Source organism: Halorussus amylolyticus (genome assembly GCF_004143485.2).
GTDB classification, from domain to species: domain Archaea; phylum Halobacteriota; class Halobacteria; order Halobacteriales; family Haladaptataceae; genus Halorussus; species Halorussus amylolyticus.
The window spans coordinates 140,223-153,657 of record NZ_ML974131.1; the positions used below are offsets into that span (position 1 = coordinate 140,223).

Annotated in this window: 7 protein-coding genes; 1 reads left to right on the forward strand and 6 read right to left on the reverse strand. The window is 52.3% G+C overall.

Annotated elements, in window-relative coordinates; translation table 11 throughout:
• Window positions 1-227: 227 nt before the first annotated feature.
• From EKH81_RS04625 to EKH81_RS04645, 5 genes are all read right to left on the reverse strand, one after another.
• Window positions 228-1,799 carry an ATP-binding protein gene (locus tag EKH81_RS04625; RefSeq protein ID WP_132056680.1) on the reverse strand — a complete coding sequence of 524 codons (1,572 nt, stop codon included), beginning with the start codon at window positions 1,797-1,799 and terminating at the stop codon, window positions 228-230.
• A 1-nt stretch (window position 1,800) separates the two neighbouring features.
• Window positions 1,801-3,045 carry a tRNA-guanine transglycosylase gene (locus tag EKH81_RS04630; RefSeq protein WP_202935061.1) on the reverse strand — a complete coding sequence of 415 codons (1,245 nt, stop codon included), beginning with the start codon at window positions 3,043-3,045 and terminating at the stop codon, window positions 1,801-1,803.
• The gene (locus EKH81_RS04635; RefSeq protein WP_132056682.1) at window positions 3,042-3,500 is read right to left on the reverse strand and encodes a DUF6884 domain-containing protein; all 459 of its coding nucleotides are present in this window, start codon (window positions 3,498-3,500) and stop codon (window positions 3,042-3,044) included. Before EKH81_RS04635 ends, EKH81_RS04630 begins: the two co-directional genes overlap by 4 nt.
• A 65-nt stretch (window positions 3,501-3,565) precedes the next feature.
• Window positions 3,566-5,578 carry a tRNA-guanine transglycosylase gene (locus tag EKH81_RS04640; protein WP_162224493.1) on the reverse strand — a complete coding sequence of 671 codons (2,013 nt, stop codon included), beginning with the start codon at window positions 5,576-5,578 and terminating at the stop codon, window positions 3,566-3,568.
• Between the two features lie 119 nt (window positions 5,579-5,697).
• Entirely contained in the window at window positions 5,698-6,261 is a 564-nt protein-coding gene (locus EKH81_RS04645; protein ID WP_132056684.1) for a GIY-YIG nuclease family protein, read from the reverse strand.
• Between the two features lie 530 nt (window positions 6,262-6,791).
• Between EKH81_RS04645 and EKH81_RS04650 the strand changes: the two genes are divergently transcribed.
• The gene (locus EKH81_RS04650) at window positions 6,792-11,678 is read left to right on the forward strand and encodes an AAA domain-containing protein (RefSeq protein WP_132056686.1); all 4,887 of its coding nucleotides are present in this window, start codon (window positions 6,792-6,794) and stop codon (window positions 11,676-11,678) included.
• 269 nt (window positions 11,679-11,947) lie between these two features.
• On the opposite strand, the gene EKH81_RS04655 is transcribed toward EKH81_RS04650, so the two are convergent.
• Complete coding sequence (locus EKH81_RS04655; RefSeq protein ID WP_132056688.1) at window positions 11,948-13,183, reverse strand: tyrosine-type recombinase/integrase; 1,236 nt, start codon at window positions 13,181-13,183, stop codon at window positions 11,948-11,950.
• Window positions 13,184-13,435: the final 252 nt, after the last annotated feature.

Genomic DNA, 13,435 nt, shown 5'->3' on the forward strand with positions numbered 1-13,435 from the left:
TTCGGCGAACACTCACGACTCGATATGGATTGATCGGGTCCCCGACGGCAGACTCTTGGAAGGCTTTCAAGTCGAGCGGAGTTGGCACGTCGGTGGTAGCGCAACGCTTGAACAAGAGTGAAACCAATTCTGTACTCATATACCGTACAGCACCTGACCTAAGTTCGTGAAAGATAGCGGAAATCTACATCGACCAGCGCCACCAAGGTATTGGGTGGCGATTTTGGCTATTGTATCTCCGCCAGCGGTTTTTCCTGCCGCAACCGCTTGCTCACAAGTACGACATCCACCTGCTTCCGCTCCCCATCCTTCTCATACTCCAGTTTCTGCTCAGCAAAGTCCACGGAAAGCATTCCATCGTGGTAGCCTTGCCGGGCGTATTCCCGCAGGGAGTCCCGGTCCCCCCACTCCCATGCGAGAACCGTATCGATAGTTTCGAGTGGCTTGTCGTCGGCAAAGTGGTCCTCAACCTGGAGATAGACGGACGTCGGTTTGAGGTCATCACCGTCCCGGATGAAAGATGCCACTTCGTCGTTCGGCCGGTAATCTGCAACTTCGATTTCTTTCACCCCAGATTTCCGGTTTGATCGTTCTAGCGCGAGGACGAGCTCTGCACGGTTCTCCGGGACGAAATCGGTTCGCTTCGCAAGCCGCTCACGCCGTTGTGCCACCGAGTCCGACTGCGACTGCGCTTTCCGGTTGAGCTCACCCTGCCGGCGCGCCTCCATATATTCAAGGAACCACGGATGACTGCACACCTTCGAGAGATAATGCCGGACCTCTTCAACCAACCGTTGGTAGACGTTACTGCTCTTATTCCGGATTTTCCCCCTGTTGGCAGAGAGTTCGATGTCTTGGCAGTTCACGATGAACATCAAGTGGGTATGTTCAACGTTGTCCGGTACCGCCTCGTTCAACTGCTCCACTTTGATGTGGTCCTTGGCAAGCCAGACACCGAACTGGGCCGAATGCTTTCCGTACGTCGCAAGTTCATTCCGCGCCTCCTTGCCAGCGACCATACCGACGATCTCCACTTCGGACGTCCCGCCTTCGTGTTCAACCTCGATAACACGGCCACCCTCCGACGGGAAATGTTTGCACATCCGTTCTGCCGGGAAGTCACCATCTCCGGGCTCAAGTTGCTCGTCCGGGAAAGTGAAGTTTGAGTCTATTTCGAGTTTGCCTTTGGTATCATCGATCTCCTCATCGAGATCGACCTCGATTTTCATGTCGTGATGGTTATCCTCGAAGAAGTGCGCAGTCGAGCCAGCGATGGTCTTCCACTTCAGATAGTGTTCTATCTTATTGTAGGTCAGTGATTCGGGGCCTAACCCTTGGCCGGAGCGGAATCCACTGATTCTGATAAGCGTACCGTCTCTACCCTTACGTGACGGGGTTTCCGTAACAGTGTATTCCGGGAGTTCCTTGTTGTTGAGCTTGCGCCACGGGTCCTTCATTTCCGCGTGGAGCGTCGTGCCGTCCCTCGACGTGTTCACGACGATTTCATCACTTTTGTAGAAGATCTTTGTCCCGTGGCCTTTGTAACCGATGGCATCCTCTTTGCGGGAGTTCCCCAAGTCGAAGAACGATTCCAGGTCCTGGCGGCTCATCCCGCCACCGTCGTCCTCGATCACGATATCGGACCCGTGGGGCCGTTCCCTGATGGTGAATTCGACGTGGGACGCATTGGCGTCGTATGCGTTTGACAGTGATTCGCGGATGACTTCGAGCGGATCTTCAAAGTCGCTCGCGATTTCCAGAAATTCGTTAACCTCGTTGACCTTCGGTTGCTGTTTCATGTTAGAAGTACCCTCCAAGTGATTCGTTCACGACGCGATGCGCATGCCTCCGTGTCGAGTCTTCTCGGCCGACCGTGGCATCGATGTAATCAATCAGCGGATCCGTCTCACCCTGCTGGATCAGTTCACGGATGCGCTCGACGGCGCGCTGTTGGACAATGTAATTGTGCACGGCGACAGGACCCATGATGTCCTTCCGATACTGGGCATTCCCCTGCATCCGGCTCACTAGCTCATCCGAACTGCAGACCGGACAGTTACACTGGCCGAAATCTGCATCGTCGACATTGATGAACTTCGTCAGTGATGTGGCGTATTTCCCGTTGATGCCACTCTGCAGATACGATGACGAATCGAACGTGTCGACGCCGAGTGCAGCCAACAAGGGAATCGCTCCGTTCGAGATGCCTAACACGTGGAGCGGGAGGTCCGCAATCCCGTTCTCCGCCATTACCTCTTTACAGCCGAGTACCGCGTCAATCAACGCGTCCCGGTCGTCTTTTTTCGGGACCAAGCCACCGAGCGCGATACCGTCGAACAGCTCGTGTATGGACTGATCGCCGAACTCGTCCTGCATCGTCGACACGAACGTATCGATCATTGAGTAATCGTAGCCGTGGAAGGTGAGATATCGGGCACCCGGATGGTCGGCGGCAAGATCCGCAAACTGGAGCGCGTCCTGCCCCGTCTGTTGAGCCTTTGCGACACGGTCTTCATAGGTATCTTCCGGTGAAATCGGCCGGTCCAGATTCACGAGGATGTCTCCACCCATCTTTTGTTGCATGTCGAAGACCGCATCTTGGTCCATGTCAATCTGAAAGTCACTCCCGTCAAGCCCTCCGCGCTGGAGAATCTGGAACCCACCAGAATCGATGAAGAGCATCCCGTTGAACTTGTCGAAGACAGGCCGGGCTTTGATCGGCTCCGAAAGATAGTCCCGCAATACGTTTCGGCTGATTCCGTACTCGGTGAGGGACGACACCGTCATCATCGCAGCGTCGAAGTAATCGCTGCAATCAACGCTATCAACCCGGTCAGCACCGATCATCAGTTCCTTGATTGTCCGGTGGGTGCTCCCCCCGAACATGCTTTCTGCCCGGCCACCACCATAGAAATTCACGACGGGGAAGAGGTTCGGCGTCTCGATGGTGGCCGTCCCTGCGGACAATACGCCTGCTCGTGCTTTGCCGGCGGTTTCCGTGATGTCGAATGAGACCGACGAAGCAGTATTGGCGAACTGGCTCATGCTTCACCGGCGAGACGGTCCGTGTTGCCACGGATGATGTTCTTTAATTCATGCCCACGCTCTCCAAGACTACCACCAAGTGTTTTGACGGTAGCATCGACACGGGAATCAATACCAGCGACAGCACGGCGATACGTCTTTCCGAGGTTCAGAATCACCGTCTCGTACCCACCGTTTTGGACCCGTGTTTCCAGTTCCGGGACCACGTCCGACTGAAGCTCGTCTGCCCGTTCCCGACTCATCTTCCTATCATATGATAATACTTTGTCATTTGTGTCCAACAATCCGTATTCAGCTGAGAGGATGCAGATATCGATGTCCTCGTCGAACTCACCTTGTCGAATCGCTTTCTTGATAATTTTGTAGTAGTATCCAGAGTACAACTCAAACGCCTCAACCGGTTCAGATGTCGGTTTTTTGGACTTAGAGCACCCCTGGACTAAGAGGGTTGGCATAGGTTCCTCTTTCGGTCACTTCATCTTGGTTCTTTTGGTCTGCCGGAGCCGCGAAGAAGTTGGAACTACTCTAAGTCGCCAAGCGTTGCATCGACTGAGACGTTCATATGATCCGTGAGTTCACGGATGTTTGCGTTCCGGAAGTGCTCCCGGAACCGCCGGGCACGCGGATCACGGGGGAAGACAGTTCCAGCCCTATGTTCGGTGAACGCATCCTCGATAACTTGCCGATAGTTCTTGCTCGTGGCATAGCCGACGATTTCATCGTACTGTCCACCGAAGACGTTGAGATACTCTGTGAGTCGTTCAGTCACGAGTTGGACCTGCTTTTCGTCTTCCGCAGAGAGGACGTATTCGTACTCTTTTATCGCTGGCTCTTCTTCGAACTCTTCCGGTACCGGTCCATACATGCCGGATACGGTTACCTTATGAACCGACTCCCGAATCGGCGTCAGTTTGTTGAGTACCGCTCGCTGCGTCTGTGACTCTGCGTATGGCTTCGTTTTGCTACACGGAAGAACCAAGAGATATTCTCTTTCCGGCGGTGTGTAGTTCCGCGTTAGAACATTGAAATCACTCGGGCTGTGTTCCAGCGAAATCGTCCGTTGGTCCTCTATCTCATCGATACCCACATTGAAGTCCGAAAGCTTGGCTTGATCACTCGCGACGTCCGGACCCGGAAGTAGTTCGTACGCATCGCGTGCTTCAATATCCCGTTGGAGCTGCGAATCTCGGACTTGCGCTTTCTTCAGCCCCCGACGGATATCAGCGTCCTGTTGCGCGAACTCGATGACATAGTCCAGCAATCGTCCGTCCGCTATTGCCTGTTGTACTTCGCGGATTTCCCGATTGTAGACTTCGAAGTTGTGCCGGGCAAGCCAGCCGTAGTATTTGCTTTTCGTGAACCCGTCTACGCCATAGGTTGGTTCGCGTTGCAGGTACTCGTTGAGTTTGTCAGGTGTAAGTGGGTGCCCTTCTTCATCGGTTGCTGGTCCATCGTCACTGCAAAGCGGACAATCCGGAATATCACAGGGAAACGTATTATCTCCGGTATACGTTGTAAGCTCGGAGAGCTTGAGATGGTTCCATTCACCGGGAATGAGATACTTAGCGTACTGTGCTGTCTGCATATGGGAGGAGCAGTCGAACGTATCAACCCCTAGTAAAGATAGAAGAGACGCCTGTTTGCCACCGACGCCAAATACGTGGAGGGCAATCTCGTCTCGCCGCTCCTCGGAAATCGCGTCAATCGCACCCTGAACGATATCGACGAGAACATCTACTTTACTCCGCAGTGGGACTAAGGAACCGATGGCGAATCCTTGGAACGGTTGTTCTACCCCCTCTTCTTCGATCCGCTCCAAGAAATTCATGACATACCAATGGATAGTATCGTAATCGTGGCCGTGGATCGCGACGAAAACAGCGGGTTCATCCTGCTGTTTCTGTGCCTTGAGATTCTGGACGCTCTTCTTGTCTGCCTCGCTACGGATCTCAATCTCGTCCGGGTTCTCGATTAGCTTGAGGCAGCGAACGGCGCTCTCGATACTTTGTTCCATCCGATCTTCCTGTTCGTCGACGTTGAGATCCGGAGGAATCGGATAATCCAAAGTTGCGATAATGTCTGCGCCAAAGTCGGCTTGCAGTTTGAGGATACTGTCCGGATTCGTGTAAAGGCGCCAATCATTCTGCTCGTCGCCTTCGGCTGGCGGGTCGCCAAACGTCTTCGAGTTCATCAGCTTGAACCCGCCAGAATCGATGAAGATCGGGGCGTTCACATCAACACGGTCCTCGAAATGCTCCCGAAATGTCTTCTCCCGCCAGTCAGCGAGGTTATCGGCGGTAAGCCCGTAGTCCAAGAAACTCATCGCCTGGAACATTATTCCCTGGAGATCGTCCTCGTCAAGGATGTTATCCCGGAAATGTCGCCACGAACTTCCCGAATCCAACGTGGTTCCACCGATGAGATTGATCACGGGAAACAGAGCCGGGGTCTGCACTGCTCCATTCCTGACCGAAAGCCTCCCCAGCCGACCATACCCGTCATCCCCGTCCTGAAGAATAGAGAACTCAGTCATCTATTTGATAACGACTTACTCGGCAAGCCATTATGTGCTTTGCTCATTGTAACGGGTACAAAAAGGTTACCAGATGAAGAGTACATCACCCTATTTGTTGATTGACAACAATGCTGCTGTTACTTTTTGTTCCAGCCACTAACCTCTCGCTGTTCAAAGTCTTCAACGCCGAGGAACTCGGTGATGTTTTCCTGCAAAATCCGATGATGTTCGTACAATGTCCGCTTCGTATCGTCACTGTGCCCAGCTAGCTTAATCTTGTCCACCATGCGCGAGAGGTGGTCAAGCTTCTGCTTTGTCCGATTGTACGGTTCTGACCGGAACTCGCGTTCATCCTCCGAAACTAGCTGAATTTCGCCGTCCGGGTCGTCCACGTTGATCGTCGACGCAGTCGGGACATCCTCAATTTCATGGTCGAAATTAAGGTATGGCGTATGGTGGGTGAGCAGTGCCTGCTCGGCACTGTCTCGCTCTGACGTCCCCCACCACTCGATATACGCGATATCCCAGATATCCAGTCGGCCGTAGCTCACGACACTCGAGTCCTGCCGGACGAAATGCTGTCGCAACCGACTCCGGAGTTTACTGCTCTGCCCAGCATACGCTGGCACACCGTCCAGATCAAACAGACAGTACACACCAGGCGTCTCGGTTGGCACTGAACGGACCTTCTCTGAAAGCATCGTGTTCCACGTCTCTCAACGAGTTATTCAACCTTCCGCCGCCCCGACCACGGTCAAATCATCCTGCCACAGTTTCCCGGAGTGATGCCATAAGACCGGTACTCTGTTTCCAGCCTGTCACTGCACAGTGGGACGTTTGCTCATTGACCCCGCTCGCTATTCGTATGCACGGTGATGACACCCGATGCATCCTCCATCGGCTTGCCAGAGAGGACCGGGAAGTAATGGCTCGGGACGCAGATCAGTACGGTCGGCGTCGAGGAACCTGTGACCATCCCAGACCGTGACTAATTCATCCACATGTTCGCGTCCGGCCCGACTCGGACACAATCGACGTCGAAATCGAGTTCGAGAGCCGCGAAGCGATACGACGATCTGGTCACATAAAAAGATAGAAGCTGGCTATTAGGACAGTTCGTATTCACGGGTCAGAACGCGAATACAAGTGATTCAGGGACCTCCCACCCAAATTATATGTTATCATTACGAGATGGACTAGAACTAAGTTACTCAACAAGCTATTGGGGGTTATGCCAAATGCCAGTGATTTGCGGAGAGAAATAGGTCCAATTAGTCCGACTGCGCTCGGTTCGTTTGTGAAGCTTGAACGTTGCGACCAGTATTTGGGTTGGAAGTATCTCGCTGAAGATTTATTGGGGGATGATGAACGATTCGAGGAATCTATCCTGAGTCCTCTTTATTCGGAAACAGGAACTCGATTTGAAGCAGACCAATTATGTGCACTTCTAGAGCAGGAACTTACGGAGAAAGTAATCACGCCGGAGGACGACGCGCCGGAAAGCGTTTCCCCTGACCAGACTTGGGAAGAAGACGCCCCTTCGGATGAAGAGGGTGAACCGGATACATGGGAATCCGCACTCGATACGCTACTGAATCAAATAAAATATGTGATAGAATCGGAGGACTTCGATCCAATTGTTTGTTTCCAACCAACTTTATTGGGGAAGGCTGGTTCGTGGTCAATTTCGGGGAAAGCAGATATAATCGTCGTCCGGCCGCCTAGAATGGGGACAGATGAATCAGGTGCTGTGATTGTTGATATCTTGGAAGTCAAAGCCTCACCAGAAGAACAAACTCACCACCGGATTCAGGCTGCCTGTTATAGCAAAATAATCAAAAACGCGATCGAGGCTGATGCCGACATTGAGTCTTCCGTTGCTATCGAGAGCCGTGTCGTTCACCGTGATAACGCCATTGACCGCATTGGGTATCGGAATATCGAGCCTTTTGATCTTGAACCGACAGAAACTGACATTGAATTACTTCTTCGATCTGGGGGGCGGGTCGATTCAATTGTCTTCGATAGTGGAGACGGCGAGTTCGATCCGTCGAATGCCACCCGTGTTGAGCCCTGGGAAATGTTCAACCGAATGTCTCGCCGCTGTGCAGGATGCTCGTTCCACGATGTCTGTTATACCCGTGCAGTAGAGGAAGACGGATTAGAACTCCTCGGCTTTCCGGAGGGGACCCAAGAAGACCTCGCAGAGGTTGGGATTGAAACGCTCGGTGATTTGGGAAGCCTTGTAGAATACGATGAGCACATGAGCCCTTCGGATCGGACAGATGATCAGGTCTGGGTGCAGGATGTACCCCAGTTTGAGCAAGTCCGTGATGAAATCGGTATAAAAGATCTTGAACGATATTGCATTGCAGCCGACGTATTTTCTACGGAAAACTCTCCAAATCGACCAGCAGAAAGGACATACATCCCTGACAGCGGATTTAATTTACCGAAAGGAAGGGTCGAAGACTCACCGCTTCCGGATTCCCTTACGTTTTATGCCGACGAATCACTGATACGAGTTTATCTATTTGTTCAGGAAGACAATATACGAGATCGGTTGGTTCTACTAGGGGGCCACGTTACAAATCACGATACGGGAGAACGACGGTGGATTTCAGCGATTTCAGACTCACTGCCTGGGGCTGACCCTGAGGAGGAGTGGAGTTACGACGAACTGGAGAATGCGAAAGACGAAGTCGAAGCGAACCTATTACGGCAGTTCCTCCGCGGAACGGATGAGAAGTTGGGGCTCGTCGATGCAATTCAGGAAGTTGCACCTGCTGACCTCGGCGATTTTGGAGATAATCTCGATAATCCTGGTTTCGTTCATCTCTATTTCTATTCTCCTGGACAACGGGATGCTCTCACTCGGGCTACGAAGCGGCATTTTGATGAAGGGGAGGAGTTTGAAGCGCTTCGAACACTCCTTGGATTGCGAGGCGAGATTGGTGAGCGTAATATCGACCAGGAAATGGTCTCCGTTCTCCATGAAGATTTTGTTTCTCGTCATCTCCTGCGATTCCTGGGCTTCGGGACAGTGCAAACAGTAGAACAATTCGAACGTCCAGATCCTGCCAAACATGATGGCCCTCCAACCTACCGTAACTGGGAAGATGACCGGAGATTTGAATGGATGCACGAATTTGAGGGAGATCTAGCTCCAGTACACTTCGTTTTTAGAGAGCATTTCTTTGATAATGCAGTCGACTATGATGAGGGCGCACGAGAGCCACTCGCCGTTGAAGATGGCCTTGTTCAGACAGACACCAGTAACAATTATGCTGATCAATTCCCCTTTGCCCATCGACATGCTGACGCAATTCCACTGGAATACATCTGGGCCAGTTTTGATGAACTGACCCAGGATACTATTGATCCCGCCGCCTTCGATGACGAAGATAAATTAGCACGGCAACGAGAACTGGTTCGGCGGTTCCGGTATCTCCGTGGCGACCCAAACAGTATTCGTATCAACCAACGCCATCTCCGTGCTTTAGCCGAGAAATTAGCTGAGGCGGTGGAACATATTGAGGCATCGATTATCGAATGGCATAAAAGCGCAGGGACGCCGAAACAACCCTTACCGCTTGACGACCTTCTCTCACAAGGATTCGATGACTCGCTGTTGGAAATCACGGCTCGGGAGTATCTGGATTTAGAACATGGTTCGAAAGAACGGCAGCTGGTACGGGATTGGCGACAGTCAATCCCGTACCGAATTCAAGAGGATCAGTCAATCCTGTTTACCTGTACCTCACCGCCAGAGGACAACGACGGGACCTATACGATCGAAGGAGAAATCGCTTATACCGGTGGGGGTGACGATACGCTAACCGAGACTAGTTTTTCGGAAGGCGATTGGGTGGTCATGACCCCTGTTGATGATACGCAAAATCCACCCGTTGAAATTGGGATTAACCGGGCAACTGACATCGGCCGAATGCCCCTCGTCCATATCACAGATATCACGGACGACACGATCAGCGTTGCTGCCCCCTGGAATTCAGATGAGTGGAATTGGCCTATGCCCAAACATGACTTCATGAACGGCCATCATAGGTATCTACCCGCGGGCCACCCACAGTTAGCCGCTGTTGACCCTAGTATCGAAGACCGCGACTACCATTACGACCCAATAGAGGGCGGTACGGACCGTGAACTTCGTTTCATTGATATGGAGGAGGGCGGAGGTCAAAACCAAGTCGTTGTGGACGAGGGGGCTACGTTTGTTCTCGATCGCGCATTAGATAACGTGACCAGCTATCATTGCTCACGAGCGTTAAATCTAAGTGATGATAATCATGTGCTTCACTGGTTGGACGACCTATTATCGGGGGATCGAGACGAGATGGAGACCAACTTCTGTAATGCCGATCTCGTCGCTCACGATCCGGAAGAATTAGACGAGGGAACCGAAGAAATCGAAGACCCTGAGAGTTTTGTCGACCGGTTTTTTGTGGACGCGGATTCCATCGATTTCGAGCCGAATTTTCATCAGCGCCGTGTAATCCGAGAGACAAACAGACATTTGGCTGTAGTGCAGGGGCCTCCTGGGACGGGCAAGACTAGTTACACTACCACTCCGGCCGTTTTGGGCCGAGCATTTGCCCTAGCACAGGAGGGGCGGTCGTTTATTGGTGGAATCTCAGCGTTGTCGCATGATGCGGTCGATGAAGCCTTCTCCAAGATTGCGGCCGTGGCTAGTGACTGTCAAGACGATGGTTGTTTTGACCGGATGAAAATCATCCGCGCTCGCCCAAGTGACATCCCTGATAATGCGGTCCCCTATGATGAACGTGATGATGACCAGTTAGTCGAACATATCGCATATCATCAGGACGAGGGGGCTGACCGTCTTCGCACCCTTTACCAGGAATATGTCCTTGATCCCTCTGAAGACGCGGATCCGACCCAGTTTCTTATCTGTGGTCCGCCAACCTCCATCCGAGGGGTCGTTGATAAGGTCGCCCGGTTGCTGGTTGACGTAGACGATCAGGATCATCCTGAGGGTGTCTGGAATCTTCTAGAAGAAGGAGAGGGAGACATTTTCGATTTCACGGTCGTTGATGAAGCGAGCATGATGGATCTTCCGCAACTCTTCCTCGTTGGCGCGTTCCTTCGGGAAGAAGGCCAACTGCTTCTTGCTGGTGACCATCGCCAGATGCAACCCATCCAGCATCATGGTTGGGAAAGTGAAACGCGTGAGACGATTGAGGAGACGATTCCGTTTCTGTCTGCCCTCGATTATATACGGTTCCTGAAAGGGGATATCGAAGAAATCGACTTCATTGAACGAGAATCCCCGGAGTTGGATGTTGGTCTCACGAACGACCAACAAGAAGACGCAGTGCTTCCGATGTATCCGCTCGAAGAAACCTATCGACTCCCTCAGCCTGTTGCGGATCTCCTGACGGAACTCTTCTATGATGATGATGGTATCCAGTTAACGGGCCGGAACGATCGTGATCCAATACCTACTGTCGATGCTTCTCACGAGGTAATTGAGGAGCTTATCGATCCAAACGAGTGGGTTTCCGTATTAGTCCATTCGGGTTCTCGGGATGAGCGATTAAGTGAACTTGAGGCTACGATAGCGGAAGAAGTACTGGCAGACTTTGACTTGGTTGCGCCAGAAGATGAGAACTTAGAGAATGATGAGATTTCTGCCGGAGTCGTTGTTCCGTTTACATCCCAGCGGGATCGCTTACAAGGGCAACTCGATAATGCTGTTCAGGCACAAACGGTCGAGAAGTTCCAGGGTGGTGAACGTGATCTGATTCTGTTATCAATGGTCGCAAGCGACGCTGGGTACGTGAATATGCTAAGCGACTTCCTGCTGAGTCCGTACCGTTTCAATGTCGGGGCAAGTCGGATGAAGCGGAAATTAATTATTATTGCTTCGGAAGCCATCTTCCAGACATCGGATCCGGATGCGGATCAATATGATGACCAATCAGCATGGAAGCGGCTCTATCAACTCATAGGTGCGCTTGATGAAGATATCGAACCGGCTGCGGAATCGGACGCTCACGAAATCGATCCCGCCCTTTCTGCCGACACCCACTGCCAGGTGTACCACGCCCGACTTTCAGACAACGGAGGTAGAATTTAACCTCTGGCAGAAAAACCTCCACGAGAAGTCCGCCCGCCGGCGGGAGTGCCCAAAGTCGTCGTAGACGGCTCTCCCCTTCACGTTCTGTGCCTCGGCCAGGGCATCCGGGTGGCCTCCCGCCAGCGAACACCCAGAGTGCCTGATCCCCGGCCACCCATTCGAACAGCTCTGCTGGGCACACGTACGGGTCCTCGTACGTCCACAGGACGGGTCACTCATAGAGACACAAACCACTCCTAGTGACTAACACTTAGATAGTCAAGGGGAAATCACCCTTCTAACTCACATAGCTTCTCCAACACGCCCTGCTCCTCAAGCTCGGCTAACCGCTCCAGTATCTGCTGTTTCTCTTTCTGTTGGGTTTTCTGTTTTAGGCTGAGTGGTCTTCCGCAGTTCCGGCATTCACTGTGGCCTTGTTGGTTCTCTGTCCCACAGAACGGACAGTTGGCTGATTTCTCGTCGGTTTTCTTCCTGGTGAGTCCGTACTGGTCACGAATCGCTTGGTTGACATCGTCGTTGTTCAGATGGACGTACACTTTAGCGCGACTACTGCCTGGTACCCAACCTGCGAACTTGTTCAATTGCTCGTACCCCATGAAAGTCGCCACCTCGGTCAATCGGGTGTGCCGCAGATTGTAGGGTTTGCGCTTGTTCTCCGGGATATTCGCTCGTTCACACGCATCTTTGAATCGGCGCATGAATCCGTCGTACTTCAACGGGTCTGCCAAGTCGGGTTCGTAGTGACAGCTTCCATCATGGTCATAACGTTTTCTCTCACAGTGTTTGCATCGTTGTTGTTCTGTTTTTATCCAGAGCGGCGCACTTGAATCGTTGATGTCACCGAGTTCACCTCCTAATGGGTGCTGGGCCAGCCATTCGCGCAGGGTTCGACCAGATCGCACTAACTGGTTTGTCCGGTCTGGCGTGTCTTTCATTCCTTCCAGGAAGATGAAGTCGCCTTTCTCGTTTGATGTGAAGTCAGCGATGCTTCGAGAAAGCATCTCGCCAGGGCGGGCCGCTGATTCGTACAGCATCATCGTAAACGCTCGATCACGGGTATTGGAGAAACTCTGGAACAATCGCTTGAGTTCATCATCGGTATAGAGGTCTTCACGGGTGACCTGGGTTGGTTTCTTTTTCTTTAATGAGATGAAGTTGACCTTGTCCGGGTGCTCATGGCCGCCGTTCTGTATCTTGTAGAACTTCTTGACGGTGCCACGCATGGTCCGCTTCGTAGCTTCAGCGTAGTCACTCCGGTTCAACCCGGCCATCAGCTGTTTGAGCTCCGGTTCGCTTGCTCCCTGGAGCCGAAAGTCCGCAGGTGCATACTTCTTCAACAGCGTTTTCAGAGACTGCGCATGGCGTTGCTGGCGGACATCGCTGAGTCCTTCCGCTGCGCAATGATCGATGAACTCCCGAATCGATTGAACGTTCTCCGGGTGGAGACTGCTTTCTTCGAGGTTTTGAAGGGTTCGTGAGACATTGACATACTGTGATGTAGACATTGTGTGTAAGTTCACATCGTGAGTCGAGAAGAGAGACCGGAGACACATCGTTTCGGTTGCCCGCTGACCACCCCGGTTCAGATGCTCCGCAATGAACGGTTAGTTGGATGCGGCCGCCGGGCACGGAATAAATGGTCGAGAGCAACTGTCTATCGTGCTTTCCGGCTCTCCTCGTTTCGGTTGGGTTTGCAAGACAAGTTTGGTCACCAATATTTAAATTTGTGAAAGAGTGCTGGCGGGTTAACCGAGTCC